The following is a 23,363-nucleotide window of genomic DNA, read 5'->3' on the forward strand; positions in this document are numbered from 1 at the left end:
TAAATATCATGGAGGATCAGGACAGTAATGAAAAACCAACAAAGAATGAGTATGCATAAAACAATCACTGTCATTCTTATGGTGACAACGTTGCTTGCAAGCCTTACAGCCTGTAGAGGAGACAATGGGGTTAATACTGTCGATCCCGAGCCTGGTGAATTCAACGAAGCGGGTCTACCCATTGTCAATAAACCAGTGACACTGAAAGTTCTGACGGTGCGGTGGGGAAGCATGGGAGATCATTTCATTCAGAATCAATGGCTGAAGGACTTAGACAAGAATACGAATGTCAACATTGAATGGCAGGTGATGTCCTCCAATGATTGGAATGAACGGAAGTCTATTATGCTTGCAAGTGGTACGCTCCCAGATATCATCTTAGGGAGTGAAGTCTTCAGGGATGCGGATATCGTTAATAATCTCAGCTTATTCCGCCCGCTGGATCATTATATTGAAGAGAATATGCCTAATCTCAAAACGGCCATGCAAGAAACGCCTGAAATGAAAAAAATCAGCACCTTTCCCGACGGGAAGATCTACTCTCTGCCTTCAAGACTACCCTCACGTCCCAAAAGCTCGCGCCAGCCTGTGATTAACAAAACCTGGCTGGACAAATTGGGTTTGAAGGTTCCGGATACGATAGATGATCTATACAACGTGCTTAAAGCGTTCAGAGAACGTGATCCGAATGGAAATGGAAAACAAGATGAGATTCCTGTTATTGAATTAAGTAATGATCTCATCAGTCCCTTCGGAATCGCAGATCTGAACAATAACGCTATGGTGGTTGAGGACGGAAATGCGGTATATTACCCTGTTTCAGAGGCGTACAAAGAAGGGCTTAAATGGGAGCATCAATTATTTACTGACGGGTTGCTTGATAAAGAATTATTCACTCAAGACGAAACGATGAGATCGGCTAAGTTTCTTAATCCAGATGCTCCTATCGTAGGCTTTACATATCAGTGGACTCCGGACGCTGTCTTTGGCAAATGGAGCGATCAGTATGAGACCATTCCACCCCTTGCTGGACCGGATGGCAAACGCTACACCATAGGAAATCCTTATGGAATGAATCTAGAACGCAATGAGCTGCTTATCACCAGTTCTTGCAAATATCCAGAGATTGCCGCTCGCTGGGCCGACGAATTCTATACGAATGAAGCAAGCATTCAGAATTTCTGGGGAGCCATTGGAACCGTTATCCAGAAGAATGACAACGGCACGTATACATTGATGGACCCACCCATTGGCACGAGCGCAGATGCCTGGTACTGGGATAACTCATTGCGGGATTTCGGGCCGAAATATGTAAGTCCCACTTTTGAAAAGAGTATATTTCTAAATCCTAATAACGGAGATGGATTGAAACTCCAGCTAGATAAGCTGGGAAGCGATTACGCAACACTACCCTTTCCCAACGTAATGTACACCGCAGAAGAATTTCAAAAACTACCAACCTTGACCACGAATATAGATAGTTATGTAAATACAATGCGTGCTCAATTCATTATCTTAGGTGTAAACGACGAAGCATGGGCTGACTATGTGAAGCAGCTAAGAGGGATGGGCCTTGAACAATTAGTCAAAATTCGGACGGATGCTTTCAGTCGTTATATAAGCGTAGAATAACAAGGAAAGAGGTTTGCACGATGGACAATACGATGGAAGAGCTAAAGCCTCTGACGCAACTTTTAAAGCTGCATTCTGAACCAAACGCTAATGCCGAAGTGATCATTCAGGGAGAATGCTATCGTTTTACTGTATTAACTCCGGAGCTCATTCGGATGGAGTACAGCGAGGAGGGCTATTTCGAAGATCGGGCGTCGCAGACTGTTGTGAATCGCAATTTTCCGGTTCCAGCGTTCCGCGTAATTGATCTGGGGAACAAGCTTGAGTTGATTACAGATCGTCTGCATTTAACTTATGATAAGAAGCGGTTCTCCCGGCATGGGCTCAGTGTTCGAGTGAAAAACGAAGCAGGTCACCTTATGAGTGTCTGGAATTACGGTGATACAGTACAGGACTTGAGAGGGACGGCACGTACACTGGATAATGCCGATGGTACTATTCAGCTAGAACATGGACTACTCTCGCGTTTTGGATATACATTAGTTGATGACTCGAGCTCACTTTTACTGGAAGAAGATGGACGAGTTGAGCCACGGGAGCAGAACGGCCTCGATCTTTATTTTTTCGGATATGGTCATGATTACCTGAAATGCTTAAAGGATTTCTATCACCTTTGTGGCCGTACACCACTCTTACCACGTTATGCACTGGGGAACTGGTGGAGTCGGTATTATCGGTATTCAGAAGAAGAATACAAATCACTAATGGAGCGGTTTGAACGCGAGCGTACTCCGTTTTCTGTCGCTGTTATAGATATGGATTGGCATCTCGTTGATATCGATCCGCAGTATGGTAGTGGATGGACGGGGTATACATGGAATCGCGAACTGTTTCCTGACCCACAACGATTTTTAGCATGGCTGCATGGAAAAGGGCTTCGAGTGACGCTCAATGTGCATCCAGCAGATGGAGTAAGGGCATTTGAAGATCCTTATCTGGCCATTGCTGCGGAGATGGGCATGGACCCGGAAAAAGGCGATGCGGTAGAATTTGACATCACGGATCCGAATTTTTTACGGGCATACTTTAAGTTTCTGCATCATCCGCTAGAGGATGAAGGCGTGGATTTCTGGTGGATTGATTGGCAGCAGGGCGGCATAACTAAGATCCCTGGACTAGACCCGCTCTGGATGCTGAACCATTATCACTATCTAGACAACGGTCGGCGAGGGAACAGGAAGCTTACTTTTTCCCGTTATGCAGGTCTTGGTAGCCATCGTTATCCTGTGGGATTCTCTGGAGACACTATTGTGACTTGGGAGTCACTGAATTTTCAGCCTTATTTCACTGCTAACGCCGCAAATGTGGGTTATGGTTGGTGGAGCCATGATATTGGCGGGCATATGAACGGTTATTTAGACGATGAATTGGCCATGCGCTGGGTGCAGTTTGGTGTGTTTTCACCTATTTTGCGGTTACATAGCTCAGCGAGTCCATTTAATAGTAAGGAGCCATGGCGGTTTAATAAGATTGCTGAAGATGTGATGAAGGATTACCTGCGCTTACGGCATAGTTTACTTCCTTATCTTTATACTATGAATCGCTACGCCAGCCGCGATAGTCTTCCGCTAGTACGGCCGATGTATTATCATCATGCAGAGCAGAATGAAGCTTACGAAGTGCCAAATGAATATTACTTCGGAACAGAACTTATTGCTTGTCCGATTACCCAGCCGGTCAACCCTAAGATAGGCGTGGCGGAAATCAAAGCCTGGTTACCAAAAGGGATATGGATAGATTTCTTTAACGGAAGAGTGTATGACGGCGGAAGAAAGCTTTCTCTCTATCGTAATCTGGAGAGTATCCCTGTATTGGCTAAAGCCGGGGCTATCGTTCCTCTGGCGGATCTGACAGAATATACCTCTTCAGTGGATAATCCGAGGCATATGGAGGTCCGTGTGTTTGCTGGGGGCAGTGGCCATTTTCATCTCTGGGAGGATGAAGGCGATACTGCGGAGGACCGTGATGAGCAATGGTGCGACACGGAAATGATTCTGGAGGTAGGAGAAAGAGCTAACTTCAAAATACTCCCTGCTCGGGGAAACACAGAAGCTGTGCCTGAACGACGGTCATGGAAGCTATCCTTTGTCGGCTTTGCGGATACAAGGGTCCAGGTATTCGCTGGTGGCACAGAAATCACAACAGACATGGGATATGACGAAGCTACGCATACATTAACGGTCATGATCTCGGATCTAGCGGTCGATCAATCTCTGGAGGTAATGTTCGCTGATGCTCGGATAGCTGTGAATTCAGTAGATGACGAGGTGTTCAACCTTCTGAACCGTGCGCAAATTCTTTTTCAATTGAAAGAACAAATTTACCGTGTTGTCAAAGAATCGGCAACACTGATGGCAACATTAGCGGCTCTAGCTTCGATGGATCTAGAACATACACTGTACGGAGCGTTATGTGAAATACTGACGGCGAGGTTGTAATAAATTATTTTCTCTTTATTAAATAAAGGAGGTTCTCTCTATGCGTTTGGCATAAAGAGAACCTCCTTATCTTTTACTTAATTAGCAGGGTTTGAATGGCATGAGCCGGAATCATGTTCTCAGCCAAGCTGTCGCGGAAGCGTAGAGTGAATGGAAGCTCTTGTTCCGTACGGTTCATAACGATAACAGCAATAGTACCATCTGGGTTGCGGAAAGCAGTTGTTTCAAGCTTATCTGTGTATTTAGAATGCCCGATTCGTTTAGCGCCTGGGCGAATATATTTACTGAAATGCCCGATGTAATAGAAGGAGCTCTCAAATATAATTTCATCATTTTTTGTATCTCCGATAATTGGAGCATCGCAGTAGTTACCTACATGATTAGGTCCGCCTTGCTCGTCCAAGACAATATTCCAGTCGGTCCAGCTCGACATCCAGTTATTCAGATTGCCAATGATGTCATGACCGTAACGTTCACCAGTGTTCCACGAGCCGAGATGAACGCCACCTTCTTGGCAGCCTTCGCTGAAGAACAGCTTCTTGTCTGGGAAACGATCATGTACGGCCGATAGGGCTTCGAAGTGATCGCCGGAGTACCAGTGGAAGCAAATTCCCCAAATGTATTTGGAAGCTTCTTGGTCTTCGAAGGCAACCTTCGCACGGTCATATACGCGCTCCTTGTTATGGTCCCAGATCATAACCTTTACATGAGCCAAACCAGCTTGTTCCAAGGCTGGACCTAAGTAATCACGAACAAAATCCTTTTCTTCTTCGGCCGTATAAAGACAAGAATCCCATATTTGAACAGCCTTTGCTTCGTTCTGAACACTAACGGCCCAAATATCGATGCCTTCAGCCGCGTAAGCCTGAATATATTTTACGAACATGTTGGCCCAAGCCTCACGGTATTCAGGCTTAAGCGCTCCACCACCGTTCATTTGACCGTTCGTCTTCATGAAAGCAGGTGGACTCCAAGGAGAAGAGAACAAACGGAAATCTTCACCAACAGCTGCTGCAGCATTTTTGATTAGGGGGATAATGGACTCTTGATCTCTGGAAATATCGAACGAACGGAGCTCTGCATCGCCTTCTTCTACATAAGCATAGTTGCCCAGTGAGAAGTCGCAGCTCTGGATATGTGAACGGCAAAGGGTATATCCAATGCCGTGCTCAGGTTCAAAATAAGCGTTGATGATTTCTTTCTGTTTAGCTTCACTTAATTTAGCAATGGTAACAGCAGATGCCTCAGTAAGTGCACCGCCGAAACCTTCCATTTCCTGATACTCCAGGTCATCATAGATATTGATGAGCTCTGATTCGACGCCTGACGTATCGGGCAGGAAGATCAGAGGGTCTTTTTCTGTTAAACGGTCAGTGGTATCTTTTGCTGTTTGAATGACGCGAACAATTTTACTCATAGTGGTTGGTAACCTCCTGTACATATAAATTCTGTCTTTATTATAGAAGGAGATTCACTGCTCTTTGAAGAAACAATATGGCTGAGAACCTCAACAATCTGGTCATCGACTACTAAAAGTAGAGGAGAAATACTATGGAAACTAATAAAGTCCAAATAAGTCTTTGTGGCTTAATTCGTCATACTCAGCCTTTTCGGCAATTATTTCGCAGTGGCCTGGATACCTATATCATCAGGCTGCAAGCGGAAGGGGAATGTGAAGTACTAATAGATGGAGATATGGTAACCGTGGTGCCTGGTGATCTGTTATTATTTAAACCCCAAGATATATACGATCTGAGAATCGGTGAAAAGAAAAGTCCTCTGGGACATAGTGTGGATTATTTTGTAATGTGTACAGGGGAATGGGTGGATCACTGGTGGAAGCTGCGCGAAAGACCGAAGAAGGTTAGAATTGCGGATGATGGCAAGCTGCAAAGTATATGGCAACAGCTTGATCTGGAGAATAGAAGACTAGATGGTGGTAGCCCTGAAATACTTGAGGCGCTGTTTAAAGTGCTATGTCTGCTATTAGATCGGGCTATGGAAGAGGCACCTGCATCATCATCGGCCTCACTACTACACGGGCTAAAGATGAAGAGTTATGTGGAGGAGCATGCTACATCAGAGATCAGGCTTAAGGATGTAGCTGCCCATGCGGGAATTAGTGTAACGAGGGCCGTACATTTATTCAAAATTCAATTTGGCTACTCTATTATGCAATATGCTGGGCAAATTCGGCTTGCTATGGCACTACGATTAATGGACAACACCAATTACACCCTAGAGCGAATAGCAGAGGAGACGGGCTTTGGAAGCTACACCTATTTCCACAGGGTATTTCGAGAACGTTATGGCATTTCGCCAGGCATGTATCGAAAGAGAGAATAAGAGTAGAACTAAAAAACCAAAAAACAGCAAATCTCATCCAGAGACTTGCTGTTTTTTTATAATATATCTCTAATCGCTTGTTCAAATAACTTGACACTATTTTCCCATGTCCATTTGTGTGAGGATTTTTCACCCTGTGCTGCTAATTTTGTTCTCAAGTTTGGGTCTTGAATTAAGCGGATGACATCTTCACCAAGCCGATTCTCGTAACGAAAAGAGAGCAGACAGTTCTTCTCGTGACGTGCGTATTCCATATTACCACCTGAATAAACAGAGACGAGGGCTGCGCCACACCGCATGGCTTCAAGTCCAGGCAAAGAACCCGTATCAAAAATACTTGAACTAACAAAGATATCCGCACCATTGTAATGGTAACAGAGCTCCTCATCATTTGCTGGCGTGAAGAAACGATATTTGCCGGTAGCTTTCATTCTTTGGAGAACTTCTGAAGTGTTGAACTCGTCGGGCGGACTGATAAAGTTAATATTTACATTAGAAAATTGATTTTTCACGTGATCCAGCTGCTCTATAAGATAGTTTTGCTCACGGTGCCATGAGAAACCACGTTCAGCTTTTCTTAATATAGCTGTTATGTTTAAAGGCTCCTGAAGACTGTGACGGATATTCATATTCTTGAAGGAGGAGCTAATGCCAATGGGCACAATGTTTCCTGTGATCCCATGATTTAAGCGAATCAACTCCTGCTGCCAATGCGATAAAACAATTAGATGCTCTGTGACATGATAAGAAGGAAACGACAGCGAACTATCCGGTAAAAAGGGGGGTTCATAACATAATGACAATCTCACATGAATTCCTTTTCCTAGATTACTAGCTGCTTGAGAGGTAGGGACTGTCGTATGAAAATTAGAAACAATCACATCACCTGAGGGATAGTCCTGTTCCTGAAGCGCCATATGTGTGGTGCGCATTAAGGTGGAGTGGACATCATAGGAAACAACCCCATCCACAGGCATAAGGATAGTAACCTGATGCCCCATAGCTGTTAGCCCATTGGTGAGCTCTACCAGCATGCGTTGAGCCCCGCCATGAGATAAGGTCAGAATAGGGAATGTGAATCTCATTGATAATCCCGTCCCTTCCAAGTTAGGGCTTAATCGTCAAACGATGTTACTCTTATTTTATTCAACTCGCTTAGAAAGGTACCATTTATCTAGTATAAGGAAACCTATTCTTGCAATAGCTTTAGATAAAGCCAGTTGAACAAAATCGATATCATAATTCTGAACAAACATAAAGTAACGCTTTCATATGGATGTAAGTGATTTATCATTATCGTCTGTCAGGAAATTGATGATCTCAGTGTTTACTCTATCCGGTTGCTCGTGATTAATGCCGTGTCCCGCATGCGGGATGACTTGATAATGGAATTTTCCATCTTCTAAAAGATCTATGAAATCCTTCGATTGTTTTAACGCGTGTTCTCCAACTAGAAAATAAAGCTTGTCTCTGACTGCAACTGCGGCATTTTTATCGTATGGATGAAGCTTATGAACGAACATAGCCTGCTGATTATGAGTCCGCATTAAAAGGATCAGATGAGCAGCTAATGCTGGATGGTTGTCAAATAAAGGAGAGTTAGGTGCACTTAACTTCTTCAGAACTTTCAGTAAATTACGATCTGTAGGAATCAGAATCTCCGGGAACATCATCAGTAAGGTTTGGATCATGGCTTTGATCGGTGCAGTGACCATCCCGCCCTCCAAACAAACGACACGGTTCACCTTGTCCGGTTGCTTAGTTGCATAATTAAAAGCAATATAGGCGCCATTGGACACACCCGCGATATTAAAGACGTCTATACTTAGATACGTCGCTATTTCATTAATCCATTCTACTTGCTCAAACTTCTGTTTGTTAAAATGCTCGTTAGGTATGCTTTTTCCGGGTCCACCCAAAGTATCAATCGCGATGCAATAAAAATACTTCGATAATTCCTCGATGTTTAGGAGCCACATGACCGCCGAATTATCGCCAACGCCATGGAACAGTAGTAAGGGTGGATTACTCTTTTGTCCAGCAAGGATACAATGCGTCAGCCCAGCTGTAGTAGAGATATCTATCTCTTTAAGTGGAATGGGCCACTGCTCAACCATCTGCTCATAGGATTGCCACACCCGTTCTTGCGCCTTGGCATTCTTAAAGATATTTACCATCACAAACCTCCTTATCCAAAATAAAACATTTGTATCAGGGTGGGAGCGAATACAGCTTAATTGGGGGAAGTTAATTTTAGTTGTAGAAAGTGCAATTAAATAATGCGGACGGCTCTTTTTTGCGGTAGAATTTTTTGATACGGTAAGCAATTTTTAATGTTCCAGGGGGGCGATTATGATGCTAATTGAACTAAAGGAAGCTAGTTTGTCAGATGGACGGGATATTTTTGAAATGATTTTGGAGATAGGTCCTGGGGAGAATGGATTCGTTAACAATGGGTTTGATTTGGCTTACAGTGAATTTCCTGATTTCATCAGGGGTAGAATAGCACTTTCACAAGGCGAGAATCTCCAACCAAACTATGTTCCACAAACCAACTATTGGTTATTGATAGACTCTTATCCTGTTGGTGTTGGAAAGCTAAGACATTCCTTAAATGATCAATTAAGAAAGTCAGGTGGACACATCGGATATAGCATCAGGCCTAGTGTACGGGGACAGGGCTATGGCAAGATTTTTTTGGCAGAGTTATTAAAAAAAGCTGCGGATCTGGGGATTGATAAGGTCATGCTGACTTGTGAGCCGAACAATGTATCTTCGAGAAAGGTTATTGAAGCGAACAAAGGAATACTTAGCGGTATTGAGGATGAAAAATGTAACTACTGGATTAGTCTATGATTCGATGTGCTAAATAGTGGAGGTGAAGGAGTTGCTAAATGGCAACTCTTTTTTTGTTTTTTGCAATGGAAGTCCAGGTCATTCAAGGAGGATTCGTCTAAAATGTGAAATAAATTTTAAATTTTTGTTGAAAACGCTCTATTCAAACACAAACAAATAGATTAAAATCAAAACAAACAAAAATAAACAAAAAAATAAACATTCAAAAACGGAGGTATTCACAAATGGTACAAAGTTTATGGGATTCCGCACGGGAAAAAGACATCAGCGGTGGTCTGGATGCACTGGTCTATCGCTCAAATCTGCTGGGTGAAGATCGTAGAGTCTGTAATTTTGGAGGAGGGAATACCTCTAGTAAAACAATAGAATTGGATTTCCGTGGTCGTGAGATAGAAGTAATGTGGGTGAAGGGTAGCGGCTCTGACTTGGCTACAATGAAAGCAGGCAATTTTACCGGATTGCGGCTTGAAGATATTGTGCCTTTGTTTGATCGCGAGGAAATGCCTGATGAGGAAATGGTGGCTTACCTCGCGAATTGTATGATCGATCCTAAGCATCCGCGTGCTTCTATTGAGACGCTGCTTCATGCTTTTTTACCATTCAAACATGTAGATCATACACATCCTGATGCGATTATCAGCTTGTGTTGTGCTCATAACGGTAAAGATATTGCACGGGAAATTTATGGGGACCGATTCGTATGGGTGCCTTACATCCGTCCTGGGTTCACTTTATCCAAAATGATCGCTGAAGGCGTACTTGCAAATCCACAAGCAGAATTGGTGTTGATGGAGAAGCATGGTCTGGTGACTTGGGGAGATACGCCGGAAGCTTGTTACGCGAAGACGATCTCGATCATTAATGAAGCAGAGCGTTACATCGAAGATAAAATTGAAGATGAGAACCTGTTCGGAGGTCGCAAATCGGAAGCACTTCCGGAAGAAGAGCGGCGGGCTGTAGCGGCGGCAGTTATGCCACTAATTAGAGGCGCAGTTAGTGATGAGCGTAAAATGATACTGACCTTCGATGATGCAGAGGATGTGCTGCGTTTTGTAGGTGGGGTTTACTCGGAGAAACTATCCAGTGTAGGTGCAGCTTGTCCAGATCATTTGGTACATACTAAGATGCTGCCACTATTTGTGAATTGGGAACCAAATGCCAGTGATATTGATGGCTTGAAGACGAAGCTGAACGAAACGATTACTGCTTACAAAGAGCAGTACGTAGCTTACTTCGATCGCAATAAGCATGAGGGAGATGTAATATTCGAAGCCGCGCCGCGTGTGATCCTGATTCCCGGAGTGGGAATGATCAATACAGGAAAAAGCTGGAGCAACTCCAAAATTAGCGGAGATTTGTATCACCGGGCGATTGCTGTTATGCGCGGAGCTACCGCGCTGGGAGATTTCGTCTCTCTTAGTGAGAACGAATCGTACAATGTGGAATATTGGCCTCTGGAATTATATAAATTATCGCTGGCACCAGCAGAAGCAGAATTCTCGCGTAAGGTTGCATTCATTACTGGTGGGGCAGGAGGAATCGGGAGCGAAACCGCTCGTCGTCTAGTGTCCGAAGGGGCACATGTTGTGCTGGCAGATCTCAATCTGGAGGGCGCACAGAAAATTGCCGAGGAGATTAACGATAAATACGGTGAGAATCGTGCGTTCGCTGTTAAAATGGATGTAACACAGGAGGAGCAGGTTACCGCAGCTTATGCGGATACAGCACTTTTTTATGGCGGAGTAGATATTATTGTGAACAATGCAGGGCTTGCGACTTCGAGTCCTTTTGACGAGACTTCATTAAAAGAGTGGAACTTGAACATTTCCGTGCTAGGAACTGGTTATTTCCTCGTTGCACGCGAAGCCTTTAAGGTGATGAAGGAGCAAAAAATTGGCGGTAGTATGGTATTTATTGGCTCAAAGAACTCCATATTTGCTGGGAAAAGCGTCTCGGCTTACAGCTCTGCCAAAGCACTCGAAGCACATTTGGCTCGCTGTATTGCAGCTGAAGGTGGAGAGTTCGGTATTCGCGCCAATACCATTTTGCCGGATGCCATTCTACAAGGCTCTGCGATTTGGAATTCGAATTGGCGGAATGAACGCGCGGCTGCTTACGGCATTGAGCCGGATCAACTAGAGGAGCATTATCGTAAACGCACAACACTGCTTGTAAACATTTATCCACGTGATATTGCTGAAGGCGTTGCCTTTTTCGCTTCATCCAAGTCAGAGAAGACTACGGGCTGTATGCTGACAATTGACGGTGGAGTGCCGGCAGCTTTTACTAGATAAGAGGAAGATGGAATATATAGATATAACGGAGGGAAGCCATGCTGATTGCAGACAGATATGAAAGAATCGTAGAACTAGTGAATGAACGCGGCAGCATCCGTGTCTCGGAACTGAGTACATTATGCCAAGTGACGGAGGAGACCATCCGCCGGGATCTTGATCGCTTGGAAAAGGCGGGGAGACTGCTGCGCTCTCATGGTGGTGCAGTCAGTCTCCGTGATCGTCAGCCAGAGACGCCATATGCTGAACGTGAAATTATGAACGCAGCGGAGAAGCAGCAGATTGCTCGTGAGGCTGTGATGATGATAAAGCCGGGAGATCGAATTTTGCTGGATGCTAGTACAACTGCATGGTATATGGCTTCACATTTGCCGGATATACCCCTAACTGTGCTGACTAATTCTATTAGAGTAGCTGCGGAGTTAAGTGGGAAGGAACGAATAGATGTGATCTCAACAGGTGGTCAACTGAGTCGCAGATCGATGTCCTTTGTTGGACATTTAGCAGAGCGTTCGCTTGAGTTATATCACGTGGATAAGATGTTTTTTTCCTGCAAAGGATTTCATCTCGAACGCGGTGCCAGTGAATCGAATGAGCTGCAAGCGATGGTGAAGCGAAAGATGATTTCTATCGCGGAGCAGGTGATCCTACTTTGTGACTCCAGCAAATTCGGAATTCAAGCGTTCACACATGTTGCCACGACTAGTGAACTGGATGTTGTGATAACGGATTACAGCCCTGCCACAGAACAGCTAAAGCAACTACAGGAGTTGAACATCGCAATAACAACCGTGTAGAAAATAGTGTTGCAGGAGGTGAAGTCATGAAGGTGTCGATGTTTATTACTTGCATCAGTGATGCTGTGTACCCAAAGGTGGGAGAAGCGATGGCACGTCTGCTTGCCAGATATGGTGTACAGCTGGAATTTCCCGAAGTACAGACCTGCTGCGGACAGCCTGCGTACAATAGTGGCTATTGGAATGAGGCGCGTCAAGCTGCGCTTACGATTCTGGAGGCTTTCGAAGACAGTGATTTTGTCATTGCTCCTTCCGGTTCTTGCACCGGGATGCTTCATCATTACCCGAAACTGTTTCAGGATGATCCGATTAATTTGGCCAAGGCGCAGAATTTGCAGCGTAAATCCTATGAATTCAGTCAGTTTATGGTACAGGTGCTTGGTGTAACGGATCTAGGGGCAGTATTTCCGCATAAAGTTACCTATCATCCTTCCTGTCATGGCACCCGGATTCTGGGGATTCGCGATGAACCCATGCAGCTTATGCAGAATGTGAAGGCGATGGAGCTAGTGCCACTACCTTTTGCTGAGGACTGTTGTGGGTTTGGCGGAACCTTTGCCGTGAAGATGTCTGATATCTCCGGGGCGATGGTCACCGAGAAGTCAGATCATGTGCTGGAGTCGGAAGCAGAGGTCTTAACAGGGCTGGATATGGGCTGCCTCATGAATATTGCTGGGAATTTGCGTTATCGCCATAAGCCGGTCCGAGTCATGCATTTAGCAGAGCTACTGTATGAAGGGGTGAGTGGACAATGAGTCAAAATGCTGCTCACACTAAATCGGAATCAAATAATGTGAAGCCAGCTTCGGTAAAAGAGCGTGCCGACTTGGCGCTGAATAATGACTTTTTGCGCAAGGCGGTTCGCTTTACCACGGAAAGGCTGCGTGACGGGAAACAGAAAGCGGCGAATGATCATGGTCACTGGGAAGAATGGCGTGAACGTGGGCGGCAAATTCGCCTGCATACGATCGCTCATCTCGATTATTATTTAAATCTATTTGCGGACAATGCAAGAGCGAACGGCACGCATATTCATTTTGCGGCAACGGGTGAAGAGGCAGTGAAGATTGCCTTAGAGATTGCGCAGCGGAAACAGGCGGCTTCTGTAGTCAAATCCAAATCGATGGTGACAGAGGAGCTGCATTTGAATACGGCGCTGGAATCCATTGACGTGGAGACGATTGAGACAGATCTTGGTGAATATATTATCCAGCTTGCGGGAGAAACTCCGTCACATATTATAATTCCTGCCATCCATAAGAACCGCTATCAGATTGCTGAGCTGTTGTCCAAGGAGGCAGGGGAGGAGCTTTTGCCCGAGACTACAATCCTTGCAGGATTTGTACGGCGCAAGCTACGGGAGAAATTCCTAGAAGCGGATATTGGGATGACGGGATGCAATTTTGCGATTGCAGAGACAGGTTCCATGGTGCTATTCGAGAATGAGGGCAATGCTCGCATGGTAACCACCTTGCCGAAGACGCAAATCACTTTAATGGGGATGGAGCGGATTATTCCTTCTTGGAGCGATCTTGAAGTGATGGCTACGTTGTTGCCTCGTTCCGCAACGGGCCAGAAGCTAACGGTATATATGTCCGGTATTTCGGGACCCCGTAGGAAAGATGACGGTGACGGACCGGAAGAGCAACATATTATAATCCTTGATAATGGTCGATCTGAGCAACTCGGCGATCCAGAATTTCAGGAGCTGCTGAACTGTATCCGCTGTGGAGCTTGTCTGAACGCCTGCCCTGTCTACCGTCATATTGGCGGTCATGCCTATGGTGGAACTTATAGCGGACCGATCGGAGCGGTGTTGACCCCAGCACTGAACAAAAATGTAGATCAATGGGATGATATTGCAGGTGCATCCAGTCTGTGCGGAGCATGTTATGAAGCTTGTCCCGTCAAAATCCCTCTGCATGATATGCTTATCTATTTACGGAGACGTAAGGTAGAGCGAGGTTATGGAGACAAAGTGGAAGGCCTCGGCATGAAAGGTTTTGGTGCGATTATGGCGAAGTCACAACGATTCAGTAATGTGATGAAAGTTGGTAGAATCGGACAAAAGCTGCTTGTGAGAGACGGAGGAATTCCGTCGAAGCTTGGGCCGCTTAAGGGCTGGAATAACTACCGGATCGCTCCGAAGCTGGCGGATGAATCCTTCCGTGAGAGCTGGAAAGGGCTGCAGGAGGAGCTAGACAAAAATAGTCGCGAGATGGACCCCGTGATACAGAAGCGGATGGAAGATTTATTAGCAAAGCGGAAGCTGGAAGAGCTGGAAGGAGGAGCCGGACATGACTGAGGAGACGCACATTAAATGGTTGGAACGTATGGAGCAGGATTCACGCACGAAGCAGCAGGCATTCATGAACGATATCGCTCGTCGCCTGAAGCGGCCGAGAACTACTGAAGCTCCTACCCATCCTTATCGCGGCGCTCCAGATTATTGGCAAGAATTCCAGTGGAGTTCAGTAGAACGCATCGATCAATTTACTGCGAATTTTCAAAGTGCAGGTGGGCATGTGTTTCGCATGGCAGATATGGATGAAGCTAAAGCTTTTATCGTCAATAAAGCGAATGAGATGCTCGCCCGTTATATTCTCCGGCAAAATGTATCCGAGCTCGCGTCACTTCGACTAGAGGAGGAGCTTGCAGATACGCGGGTATCTGTCTGGAATACGAATTTGCAGGAAGCATGGAAAGCTAGAGCAGCGGAAGCCGATATTGGGATTGTTATCGCGGATTATGCAGTTGCTTATACTGGCTCTATTACAGTGCTATCTTCTGCGGATAAAGGCCGCTCTGTCAGCCTGTTGCCAACCGCATTAATTGCTATCATTCCGCTGGAGCGGCTGAAGACTCGTCTGGGTGAGGTGCTTATTGATTTTGATGAAGCGGGACAATCGGGTCTACCCGCAGGTATTCACTTTATCTCTGGACCGAGTCGTTCTGCGGATATTGAGAATGATCTGACGATAGGCGTGCATGGCCCAGGAATCGTATTCGCTTTGCTGGTAGGCTGATGAGGAGATAAGGAGTGTTGCTGGGGCGCATAGACAGGATCAATATCATATTGCTATTGATATCGGAGCTTCTAGTGGGAGAGTCGTCTGCGGAACCTTGCAAGAACCGGGAGGAACCTTATCATTAACAGAAATTCACCGTTTTAGGAATGGGTTCTCTGAGAAGAATGGTAATCTTTATTGGGACGTAGATTATTTATTTGCTGAAATCGTAAAAGGCTTGCAGAAGGCGAAGTCTAAAGGAATCGAGCAGTGTACCGTGGGAATTGATACTTGGGCTGTAGATTATGTACTTTTAGATCAGGAGGGTGCACGGATTCATGAAGTTTTTTCTTATCGTGATTCCCGAACAGATGGAGCGGTACAGAGCCTACATCGCAATATATCAACTGAAAGCGTTTACGAAAAGACAGGCATACAAGTACTCCCCATTAATACGTTGTACCAGCTGTTTGTGCATGATCAGGTAGAACTTGAAGAAGCGCATTCAATCTTGTTGGTTCCTGATTATCTCTACTATCGGCTTACGGGACGCAGAATTAGTGAAGTCACGAATGCTTCAACCACGGGTCTGCTGAATCTGCAAACTCGGGATTATGATGCTGATCTACTGGCACTGCTTGGTCTTTCAAAAGAGCAATTCCCCCCCTTAACGGAACCCGGGGAACGAATTGGCGGGTTCACTGAAGAATTGTCGGCACGCGGTGATCTTCCAGTGTGTGAGTTCATAGCAGTAGCCACTCATGATACAGCATCGGCTGTACTAGGCGTTCCTGCAAGTAGCGACAACTGGGGATTTCTCAGTAGTGGTACTTGGTCACTCATAGGGGTGGAACGAGCTTCGGCAATCACAAGTCCAGAGGCGATGGAGCGCAATTATACGAATGAATGGGGAGCCTTTGGCTCGTTCCGGTTTCTTAAGAACATTATGGGGATGTGGCTGATTCAAAAGGTTCGTGAGGAATATGGCGGACAGTACAGCTTCGGCGAATTGGTAGAGTTGGCAGCGCAAGAGATTCCTTTTAGATCCATTATCTACTGTAATGATGAACGATTCCTGAATCCACCGAGTATGATCAGCGAGATACGGTGCTATTGTGTGGAAGTAGGTCAGTTAGTACCTCAGACACCGGGGGAGATTGCTAGATGTGTGTTTGACAGCCTTGCTCTTTCTTATTATTTCTATGTTCAGGATCTTCAGCTGTTGACAGGCGAGAAGTGGGATCGGCTTCATATCGTAGGTGGTGGGGCGAACAATGGATTGCTATGCCAGATTGCGGCGGATCTGCTAGAGATGGAGATTTACGCTGGTCCAACTGAATCTACCGCGTTAGGTAATGTGGTTATGCAAATGATCAGTGTGGGCACGGTTGCAGACATTAAAGAAGCAAGAAAAATTATATATCGTTCATTCGATGTAACAACCTATCCTCCACAAGTGATGGACTCCACCTTAAAAACCGCGGCATTGGCTGAGTTTGCTCGACTGCAGGTCGTATAAGAGTAACCAGTAAAATAACTCTCATCGAGCGAATAAGCGGATAACAGGCAAAAGAGAGGCAAAAATACCCCTAAATGAAATCACTAACACAATATCAGGAGGCTCAAGCATGGAGCAGAATACAGAAAGCTTAAAGAGCATTCAGACGAGCTATAATGAGGCGAAAAAGCTCTACGCACAGCATGGCATCGACGTAGATAAGGTATTAGAGCAGCTTGCAGCAATTAAGATTTCTTTGCACTGCTGGCAAGGAGACGATGTAAAGGGCTTCCTGAATAAAGAAAAGGAACTAAGCGGCGGGATCGCGGTCACAGGCAGCTACCCGGGGCGAGCAAGGAATCCGGAGGAACTGCGACGTGATTTGGAGCAAGCCTTAGCGCTTATCCCTGGCCGTCATAAAGTTAATCTACATGCTATTTATGCCGATACAGAAGAGACAGTAGATCTTGATGCATTAGAGCCTAAGCATTTTGAAAGATGGGTGAACTGGGCTAAGGAGCAGGGACTTGGATTGGATTTCAATCCCACTTGCTTCTCTCATGAAAAAGCTAATGATGGCTTCACACTAAGCCACTCGAATCCTGAAATCCGCAACTTCTGGATTGCTCATTGCAAGGCTTCACGCCGAATCTCCGAATCTTTCGGGCAGGCACTAGGTCAGCCTTGTGTAACCAACTTCTGGGTTCCAGATGGATACAAAGATACACCGATCGACCGTCTATCGCCGAGGGTACGGCTTCAGCAATCACTGGATGAGATTTTCAGCGAGGAGATCGATCAGCAATATAATATTGATGCTGTAGAAAGCAAGCTGTTCGGAATTGGCTCAGAAAGTTATGTGGTAGGTTCGCATGAATTTTATATGGGTTATGCACTAAACCGGGGCAAAGCGGTTTGCTTCGATGCTGGACATTTCCATCCGACCGAGACCATCTCGAATAAACTATCCTCTTGGCTGCTGTTTGGTGATCAATTGCTGCTACATGTTAGCCGTCCAGTACGCTGGGATAGTGATCATGTGGTGACTATGGATGATGAACTACTAGAGATTGCCCGTGAACTAGTAAGAGGTCAATTTCTTGACAGGACTCATATCGGACTGGATTTCTTTGACGGGAGCATCAATCATATTGCCGCTTGGGTGATCGGAACACGGAACACAATCAAAGCCTTGCTACGTGCGATGTTGGAACCGATAGAGCTATTGAAGCAAATTGAACGGGATGGGGATTATACTACTAGACTTGCACTTGTAGAGGAATTGAAATCTTATCCTTTCGGAGCTGTTTGGGATTATTATTGTGCGACGAATGGTGTGCCTGTCCGTGAAAATTGGCTGAACGATGTGAAGCAATATGAAGTAGATGTTTTAGCGAAAAGGTAAAGTAGTTATTGGACGGTTACCAAATGGTGGCCGCTTTTTTTGTTTGACTACCCAGTCTATTTGAAAAAGAGTGTAATCTCTGCTATGTTTTATCAAAAAGAGAGAGAGGCGTTATTATGGAGAAATATGGACCGGATCCGAATGCGCTCTATCCGAATGAACAGATTAAAAGTATCTGTTATATCAAAAATGTGATTACAAGAAAAAATATTATGGTTGGCGATTATACGTACTATGATGATATAGACGGTGCGGAAAAGTTTGAGGAGCATGTGACTCATCATTATGATTTTATTGGCGACAAGCTCATTATTGGGAAGTTCTGCGCAATTGCCAAAGGCATTGAATTTATCATGAATGGTGCGAACCATCGAATGCATTCTGTTACGACCTACCCTTTCAATATTATGGCTAATGGCTGGGAGCATGCAGTGCCAGAGCTATCAGATTTACCCTTAAAAGGAGATACAGTAATCGGTAACGATGTGTGGATTGGGCAGAATGTTACGGTTATGCCTGGTGTACATATAGGAAATGGAGCCGTCATCGCAGCTAATTCAACAGTTGTGAAAGATATCCCGGCTTATAGTGTGGCTGGAGGAAATCCCTGTAAAGTGATTAGACAACGTTTTGATGATGAATTGATCGAATATCTTGAAGTGCTTAAATGGTGGGATTGGGATGCCGAGCGAATCTTTAATAATCTTGAAGCGTTATGCAGCAGTGATTTGACTAAAATTAAAGAAATTAAATGATATTGTGTAAGTTTCATAGAACGAGCTATAGTTTATCTTAAAGATATAAATAATAGCTGAGGGTATACTGACTGTATGTACTTCATATGAACCTTGCGGAGGGAACAAATAATGAAGAAAGATGATGATAAGATCACTGAGGAACTCACAGCAGAGAAGTTTCCATACAGCAAAGAAAATGAGGATATGGTAACTCAGAATTTTTGGACAAAAACTAAAAAGTTCGCAGGCAAGATTCCATTTACTAAAGATGCTATCGCGATGTATTATTGTGCCGTCGACGCTAAGACACCTTTATGGGCAAAAGGAATTGCTTTCGGTGCATTGGCTTATTTTATTTCTCCAATAGATGCGATACCCGATGCGATTCTCGGCCTTGGATTTACAGATGATGCAGCGGTCATTGCAGCAGGCATTAAAGCGATATCTGGTCAGGTAACTAACGAACATAAGGAAAAGGCCGAAGCATTTTTTAATGGGGAAAAATAAAAGGTGCAGCTTTGAGCTACACCGTAATATTTGTACCTTCTGGACAGCTTTCTGCGGAAAGCTGTTTTGTTTTGTAAACCTCGCCCCAGTCTTTCATGAGTTTAATAATAGGGGTCAGTGTCTTGCCAAATTCAGTTAAAGAGTATTCGACTTTCGGGGGAACCTGATGGTAGACCTCACGGTGTACAACCCCATCTTCTTCCAGCTCTCTTAGTTGCAGGGTTAACATGCGTTGAGTAATTCCTGGGCATATCCGGCGAAATTCGTTAAAGCGCTTCGTTCCATCCATCAAGTGATAGATGAGAATCCCCTTCCATTTTCCTCCTATAACATCGAGCGTAAATTCCACAGGGCAAGCTTCCTTATTGCCTCCTGGGAAATCTCCGAATCCACCTTTTCGATCACGCATTGCCGTTCAACTCCCATAGTATCATTTTGTATACTACCTAACATTAATGTGCGTACTTTTAAAGAAGTGATATATATTCTAATATTAAGCATGAGAACGGCAAACAGTCAAATGGGTCGTTGATTCTAAGCAAACAAAAGGAGTGTTAAATATGGATACTTTATCATTAAACAAGAATGAAATTCTGTCTGCCTACCAGTTCAGACATGCAACTAAAGAATTTGATAGTCATAAAAAAATTAGTGAGTCAGACTTTCAGTTTATCCTGGAAACAGGACGTCTGTCACCAAGTTCATTCGGATTTGAGCCTTGGCGTTTTGTCGTAGTACAAAGTCCGGAAATACGCGAGAAATTACGAGCTCATGCCTGGGGAGCACAAAAGCAATTGCCAACAGCAAGTCACTTTGTACTTATTCTCTCTCGTCTTCCTAAAGATATGGCTGCTGATTCTGATTATATTAAAGGGTTTATGGAGCATGTGCAGGAGCTACCTCCAGAAGTGATGGAAGGGAAAGGTAATATGTACGATAAGTTCTTGAAGGTTGATTTTGGGTTGATGGAGAATGAGCGTGCTATGTTCGAATGGAGCTGCCGGCAGACTTATATAGCCCTTGGTAATATGATGACATCAGCCGCTTTAATCGGAATCGATTCTTGCCCAATGGAAGGTTTCGATAAGGCGAAGATAGAGCAGATTCTTACCGAAGAGGGGATTATGGATGCAGACCATTTTGGAATCTCCTGTATGGTAGCCTTTGGATATCGTTTGAATGAACCACGTGGCAAAACAAGACAAGTCGCAGAGCAAGTCGTTCAGTGGGTATAACTAAGCTGGAATCTCATTCCTGAGCAGCATAACGAAGATAACTAAACCTGCAAAGTTTCCGGTGTACTGGAAATGATGCAGGTTATTTTTGTTTAATTCTTACAAGATTCGAAAAGTAATTGAAATTTTCATGAAAACTCTGATACTCTTATTGAGGTGACCTGTTTTAAGCTTTATCGAGTTAATTTAATAATGAAGGGATCCTGCATCATGAAAATCATTCGCATTATTATTCAAGTGTTCCTGCTTTATTTGTTCTACTTGGCTGGGGACTTCCTGCAAAAGCAGCTGCATCTTCCCGTTTCTGGGAGTATCGTCGGATTACTGTTGCTCTTTGTTTTATTGTTATTCAAGGTCGTACCAGTGAAGTGGATTGAAGATGGTGCAACAACAATATTAGCTTACCTTCCGTTATTTTTTATTCCAGCGACGGCTGGGATCGTGAAGCATATGGATATTTTTAGTGGAAGAGGTTTGCTATTAATCTTGATTCTTATCGTTAGCAGCGTCCTCACAATTGCAACAGCAGCACATACCAGTCAATGGCTTTCAACCTTGAAAGGTAAGACCAAGGTGGGCTGGAACAGCAAGAGCTTAAGCGAAAAGGGGAAGGAAATATAATGTTTTTTATCGCGACAGGAATTGTCCTGCTTAATGTTGCTATTTATTTGATGATGTCTGTAATATATAGACGTTTTCGGTTTCCTGTATTGATTCCAGCGCTAACAGCAACAGTCCTTGTTGTAGCAATACTTCTATATTTTCATATTCCGTATGATACATATATGATAGGCGGTCAGTGGATTAATCAGCTGCTCGGCCCTGCTGTAGTAGCGCTAGCCTACCCATTGTATAAACAACGTAATGTGTTAGTTGAGAATCTTCCGGCCATCCTGGGGGGAGCGATTGTAGGTCTGTTATTAGGAATGTTCAGTGGTTTGCTTTTGGCGGCAGGCCTAGGATTCTCTAAATTATATGTTCTGTCCATACTGCCAAAATCGATCACAACGCCTGTAGCGATACAGATCTCAAATGGTTTAGGTGGGGACTCCTCGCTAACCTCCGTATTTGTAATGATTGCCGGATTTACAGGTGCGATTGGCGGTCCTCTAATCATTAAGCTGTTTAGGATTCGAAGCGAAGTTGGGATTGGAATCGGTTTAGGAACGGGTTCCCATGCTCTAGGAACTGCAAAGGCACTGGAATATGGTGAACAGTCAGTTTCAATGAGCTCGGTAGCGATGACCGTTTGTGCTATTGTCGGTTCATGTATTGGTCCGGTAGTAGCTTGGATCATGTACCCTTAAATTCATTCATCGTAATCATGTTTGCAAAACACTCCATCGGGTAACTATAACTAAGGAACAAATAAAGCAAAGTACCTGAGGAGGATTTCACATGTCAGATTATTCTCAAGATGAAGCGGAAATCCGCAACAAGGAAAATAAAGACGGCGATTCATTAGCTGAAATTAAGAAGATGGAGAATGGCGTGGACATCGAGCCAGAAGCAGACGATTGGGTAGCCAAGCCTGCAGAGTCCTCCCATCCTGATCCGCTTCCTAACGATTTGGACTAAATGATTCGGAAGACAGACTGTCCTTCACTGGGCAGTCTGTTTTGCTTGAGACGAATTTAGCAATTATTGTATAATGAATTCAGGTACAACCTCATCAGAGAGTTTCTCCAAGTTCCTAATAGCTACTCGCAAATTTCACAGATCTCAGCCATTCTTGTAGCAGGGAGTAAATGAAATGCGTAGTCGGAATGAGAACAGCCGATATCGGAAAAAACGTGGTGAGGCCCTAGCAGGCAACTTTGAGAAAAAGTATGGTAGTTTGTAATGAAGGCATAACCTTTGGGTTATGTCTTTTTTCTATGCGCATATCTCCTGAAGAATTAAGGCATAATAGGGCCGGATGGATATTTAAGAAAATAATGACAGCTAGGAGCGGAGTATAAACATGATGACGACTATATTTTCTTCAAGCGGAGATACGGGCCAATATTTCTTTTATTTTATGATCTACTCTTTTTTAGGTTGGGTATTGGAAGGTACATATAACTTATATAGCAATGGAAGCTTTCGCAAAGAGGGGTTTCTAAAAGGTCCCTTTAAACCAATGTATGGATTCGCACCACTGCTTCTACTGATTGCCAGAGACTTAACTCTGCCTTTCCCAATGTTCCTTCTTCTTGCGTTAGTCATTCCTTCAGCTGTTGAATATGTAAGTGGTTGGTTACTGAAGACTGTGTTTCAAAAGCAATGGTGGGATTACTCAGGGATGTCTTACCAGCTGCAAGGGCATATTTGCCTTCGTTTCTCCCTATATTGGTGGGCGCTTTCGATAGCTTGTGTATATGGGATTCAGCCCTTTATGGAGCGTTTATATTCTCAAGTCCATAACGTTTGGGAACTCATATTTCCTTTGGTGGGTCTATACCTTATGGCAGATTTATTATGGACTTGCTGGAGTCGGTATCGGAGTGAAAAGACCCCTCAATATCAAGATTAATGCGTTCTTTATGGACATTATGAGCATTCTTTTGTGTATGAAGCACAAACATTTCAGGGACTAGCATCTCAATCTTGCATATCAGTTTCGCCTCG

At 44.4% G+C, this 23,363-nt stretch carries 22 protein-coding genes; 18 read left to right on the plus strand and 4 right to left on the minus strand.

Translation table 11 applies throughout. The annotated features are described in order from the left end of the window. Positions 1-27 precede the first annotated feature (27 nt). Together UQ64_RS05195 and UQ64_RS05200 are read left to right on the plus strand one after the other, a co-directional pair. Positions 28-1,632, plus strand: a complete 1,605-nt coding sequence (locus tag UQ64_RS05195; protein WP_060622436.1) for an extracellular solute-binding protein — start codon at positions 28-30, stop codon at positions 1,630-1,632. A gap of 20 nt (positions 1,633-1,652) precedes the next feature. Next, positions 1,653-4,070, plus strand: coding sequence for a glycoside hydrolase family 31 protein (locus UQ64_RS05200; RefSeq protein WP_245237861.1), 2,418 nt, complete (start codon positions 1,653-1,655; stop codon positions 4,068-4,070). A 73-nt stretch (positions 4,071-4,143) separates the two neighbouring features. Here UQ64_RS05200 and UQ64_RS05205 read toward each other — a convergent pair whose 3' ends face one another. Then, positions 4,144-5,487, minus strand: a complete 1,344-nt coding sequence (locus tag UQ64_RS05205) for a glycoside hydrolase family 30 protein (protein ID WP_060622437.1) — start codon at positions 5,485-5,487, stop codon at positions 4,144-4,146. 134 nt (positions 5,488-5,621) lie between these two features. Between UQ64_RS05205 and UQ64_RS05210 the strand changes: the two genes are divergently transcribed. Then, entirely contained in the window at positions 5,622-6,416 is a 795-nt protein-coding gene (locus UQ64_RS05210; RefSeq protein WP_060622438.1) for an AraC family transcriptional regulator, read from the plus strand. 56 nt (positions 6,417-6,472) lie between these two features. Here UQ64_RS05210 and UQ64_RS05215 read toward each other — a convergent pair whose 3' ends face one another. Beyond that, positions 6,473-7,501 carry a glycosyltransferase family 4 protein gene (locus UQ64_RS05215; protein ID WP_060622439.1) on the minus strand — a complete coding sequence of 343 codons (1,029 nt, stop codon included), beginning with the start codon at positions 7,499-7,501 and terminating at the stop codon, positions 6,473-6,475. Positions 7,502-7,684: 183 nt separating this feature from the next. Continuing rightward, complete coding sequence (locus tag UQ64_RS05220; RefSeq protein WP_060622440.1) at positions 7,685-8,593, minus strand: alpha/beta fold hydrolase; 909 nt, start codon at positions 8,591-8,593, stop codon at positions 7,685-7,687. A gap of 175 nt (positions 8,594-8,768) precedes the next feature. Between UQ64_RS05220 and UQ64_RS05225 the strand changes: the two genes are divergently transcribed. The 10 genes from UQ64_RS05225 to UQ64_RS05270 all read left to right on the plus strand — a co-directional run bounded on the left by UQ64_RS05225 (position 8,769) and on the right by UQ64_RS05270 (position 19,518). Continuing rightward, positions 8,769-9,272 (plus strand): GNAT family N-acetyltransferase, encoded by a 504-nt coding sequence (locus UQ64_RS05225; protein ID WP_060622441.1) that lies wholly within the window; start codon positions 8,769-8,771, stop codon positions 9,270-9,272. Positions 9,273-9,496: 224 nt separating this feature from the next. Next, the gene (locus UQ64_RS05230; RefSeq protein WP_060622442.1) at positions 9,497-11,566 is read left to right on the plus strand and encodes a bifunctional rhamnulose-1-phosphate aldolase/short-chain dehydrogenase; all 2,070 of its coding nucleotides are present in this window, start codon (positions 9,497-9,499) and stop codon (positions 11,564-11,566) included. 38 nt (positions 11,567-11,604) lie between these two features. Further along, positions 11,605-12,363, plus strand: coding sequence for a DeoR/GlpR family DNA-binding transcription regulator (locus tag UQ64_RS05235; protein WP_060622443.1), 759 nt, complete (start codon positions 11,605-11,607; stop codon positions 12,361-12,363). A 26-nt stretch (positions 12,364-12,389) separates the two neighbouring features. Then, entirely contained in the window at positions 12,390-13,118 is a 729-nt protein-coding gene (locus UQ64_RS05240; protein WP_060622444.1) for a (Fe-S)-binding protein, read from the plus strand. Next, the gene (locus UQ64_RS05245; protein WP_060622445.1) at positions 13,115-14,668 is read left to right on the plus strand and encodes a LutB/LldF family L-lactate oxidation iron-sulfur protein; all 1,554 of its coding nucleotides are present in this window, start codon (positions 13,115-13,117) and stop codon (positions 14,666-14,668) included. Before UQ64_RS05240 ends, UQ64_RS05245 begins: the two co-directional genes overlap by 4 nt. Continuing rightward, on the plus strand, positions 14,661-15,389 hold the full coding sequence (locus UQ64_RS05250; protein ID WP_060622446.1) for a LutC/YkgG family protein: 729 nt from the start codon (positions 14,661-14,663) through the stop codon (positions 15,387-15,389). The genes UQ64_RS05245 and UQ64_RS05250 overlap by 8 nt, the downstream gene beginning before the upstream one ends. 55 nt (positions 15,390-15,444) lie before the next feature. Beyond that, a complete protein-coding gene (gene rhaB / locus UQ64_RS05255; protein ID WP_280818154.1) occupies positions 15,445-16,890 on the plus strand; it encodes a rhamnulokinase in 1,446 nt (481 codons plus the stop codon). Between the two features lie 109 nt (positions 16,891-16,999). After that, complete coding sequence (rhaA, locus tag UQ64_RS05260) at positions 17,000-18,274, plus strand: L-rhamnose isomerase (RefSeq protein WP_060622448.1); 1,275 nt, start codon at positions 17,000-17,002, stop codon at positions 18,272-18,274. A gap of 116 nt (positions 18,275-18,390) precedes the next feature. Then, positions 18,391-19,029, plus strand: coding sequence for a Vat family streptogramin A O-acetyltransferase (locus UQ64_RS05265; protein WP_060622449.1), 639 nt, complete (start codon positions 18,391-18,393; stop codon positions 19,027-19,029). Positions 19,030-19,140: 111 nt separating this feature from the next. Then, positions 19,141-19,518 (plus strand): YkvA family protein, encoded by a 378-nt coding sequence (locus tag UQ64_RS05270; RefSeq protein ID WP_082650991.1) that lies wholly within the window; start codon positions 19,141-19,143, stop codon positions 19,516-19,518. A 16-nt stretch (positions 19,519-19,534) separates the two neighbouring features. Here the strand turns inward: UQ64_RS05270 and UQ64_RS05275 are convergent, their stop codons facing one another. Further along, on the minus strand, positions 19,535-19,927 hold the full coding sequence (locus UQ64_RS05275; RefSeq protein WP_060622450.1) for a winged helix-turn-helix transcriptional regulator: 393 nt from the start codon (positions 19,925-19,927) through the stop codon (positions 19,535-19,537). A 151-nt stretch (positions 19,928-20,078) separates the two neighbouring features. On the opposite strand from UQ64_RS05275, the gene UQ64_RS05280 reads away from it, so the two are divergent. The 5 genes from UQ64_RS05280 (at position 20,079) to UQ64_RS05300 (ending at position 23,268) form a co-directional block, all read left to right on the plus strand. After that, positions 20,079-20,753, plus strand: a complete 675-nt coding sequence (locus tag UQ64_RS05280; protein ID WP_060622451.1) for an NAD(P)H-dependent oxidoreductase — start codon at positions 20,079-20,081, stop codon at positions 20,751-20,753. A 210-nt stretch (positions 20,754-20,963) separates the two neighbouring features. Further along, positions 20,964-21,374 carry a CidA/LrgA family holin-like protein gene (locus UQ64_RS05285; RefSeq protein ID WP_082650992.1) on the plus strand — a complete coding sequence of 137 codons (411 nt, stop codon included), beginning with the start codon at positions 20,964-20,966 and terminating at the stop codon, positions 21,372-21,374. Next, positions 21,374-22,060, plus strand: a complete 687-nt coding sequence (locus tag UQ64_RS05290; RefSeq protein ID WP_060622452.1) for an LrgB family protein — start codon at positions 21,374-21,376, stop codon at positions 22,058-22,060. The genes UQ64_RS05285 and UQ64_RS05290 overlap by 1 nt, the downstream gene beginning before the upstream one ends. Positions 22,061-22,151: 91 nt before the next feature. After that, entirely contained in the window at positions 22,152-22,331 is a 180-nt protein-coding gene (locus tag UQ64_RS05295; protein WP_042126589.1) for a hypothetical protein, read from the plus strand. Between the two features lie 385 nt (positions 22,332-22,716). Further along, a complete protein-coding gene (locus UQ64_RS05300) occupies positions 22,717-23,268 on the plus strand; it encodes a putative ABC transporter permease (protein WP_156417453.1) in 552 nt (183 codons plus the stop codon). The last annotated feature ends 95 nt before the right edge of the window (positions 23,269-23,363 follow it).

The sequence above is a fragment of the Paenibacillus etheri genome, assembly GCF_001012825.1.
In the GTDB taxonomy this organism is placed as follows: Bacteria; Bacillota; Bacilli; order Paenibacillales; family Paenibacillaceae; genus Paenibacillus_AQ; species Paenibacillus_AQ etheri.

What these genes read in the sequence shown, in the direction of transcription:
- UQ64_RS05195 (WP_060622436.1), top strand. Translation starts at nt 28, where the DNA reads ATGAAAAACCAACAAAGAATGAGTATGCATAAAACAATCACTGTCATT.
- UQ64_RS05200 (WP_245237861.1), top strand. Translation starts at nt 1,653, where the DNA reads ATGGACAATACGATGGAAGAGCTAAAGCCTCTGACGCAACTTTTAAAG.
- UQ64_RS05205 (WP_060622437.1), bottom strand. Translation starts at nt 5,487, where the DNA reads ATGAGTAAAATTGTTCGCGTCATTCAAACAGCAAAAGATACCACTGAC.
- UQ64_RS05210 (WP_060622438.1), top strand. Translation starts at nt 5,622, where the DNA reads ATGGAAACTAATAAAGTCCAAATAAGTCTTTGTGGCTTAATTCGTCAT.
- UQ64_RS05215 (WP_060622439.1), bottom strand. Translation starts at nt 7,501, where the DNA reads ATGAGATTCACATTCCCTATTCTGACCTTATCTCATGGCGGGGCTCAA.
- UQ64_RS05220 (WP_060622440.1), bottom strand. Translation starts at nt 8,593, where the DNA reads ATGGTAAATATCTTTAAGAATGCCAAGGCGCAAGAACGGGTGTGGCAA.
- UQ64_RS05225 (WP_060622441.1), top strand. Translation starts at nt 8,769, where the DNA reads ATGATGCTAATTGAACTAAAGGAAGCTAGTTTGTCAGATGGACGGGAT.
- UQ64_RS05230 (WP_060622442.1), top strand. Translation starts at nt 9,497, where the DNA reads ATGGTACAAAGTTTATGGGATTCCGCACGGGAAAAAGACATCAGCGGT.
- UQ64_RS05235 (WP_060622443.1), top strand. Translation starts at nt 11,605, where the DNA reads ATGCTGATTGCAGACAGATATGAAAGAATCGTAGAACTAGTGAATGAA.
- UQ64_RS05240 (WP_060622444.1), top strand. Translation starts at nt 12,390, where the DNA reads ATGAAGGTGTCGATGTTTATTACTTGCATCAGTGATGCTGTGTACCCA.
- UQ64_RS05245 (WP_060622445.1), top strand. Translation starts at nt 13,115, where the DNA reads ATGAGTCAAAATGCTGCTCACACTAAATCGGAATCAAATAATGTGAAG.
- UQ64_RS05250 (WP_060622446.1), top strand. Translation starts at nt 14,661, where the DNA reads ATGACTGAGGAGACGCACATTAAATGGTTGGAACGTATGGAGCAGGAT.
- rhaA (WP_060622448.1), top strand. Translation starts at nt 17,000, where the DNA reads ATGGAGCAGAATACAGAAAGCTTAAAGAGCATTCAGACGAGCTATAAT.
- UQ64_RS05265 (WP_060622449.1), top strand. Translation starts at nt 18,391, where the DNA reads ATGGAGAAATATGGACCGGATCCGAATGCGCTCTATCCGAATGAACAG.
- UQ64_RS05270 (WP_082650991.1), top strand. Translation starts at nt 19,141, where the DNA reads ATGAAGAAAGATGATGATAAGATCACTGAGGAACTCACAGCAGAGAAG.
- UQ64_RS05275 (WP_060622450.1), bottom strand. Translation starts at nt 19,927, where the DNA reads ATGCGTGATCGAAAAGGTGGATTCGGAGATTTCCCAGGAGGCAATAAG.
- UQ64_RS05280 (WP_060622451.1), top strand. Translation starts at nt 20,079, where the DNA reads ATGGATACTTTATCATTAAACAAGAATGAAATTCTGTCTGCCTACCAG.
- UQ64_RS05285 (WP_082650992.1), top strand. Translation starts at nt 20,964, where the DNA reads ATGAAAATCATTCGCATTATTATTCAAGTGTTCCTGCTTTATTTGTTC.
- UQ64_RS05290 (WP_060622452.1), top strand. Translation starts at nt 21,374, where the DNA reads ATGTTTTTTATCGCGACAGGAATTGTCCTGCTTAATGTTGCTATTTAT.
- UQ64_RS05295 (WP_042126589.1), top strand. Translation starts at nt 22,152, where the DNA reads ATGTCAGATTATTCTCAAGATGAAGCGGAAATCCGCAACAAGGAAAAT.
- UQ64_RS05300 (WP_156417453.1), top strand. Translation starts at nt 22,717, where the DNA reads ATGATGACGACTATATTTTCTTCAAGCGGAGATACGGGCCAATATTTC.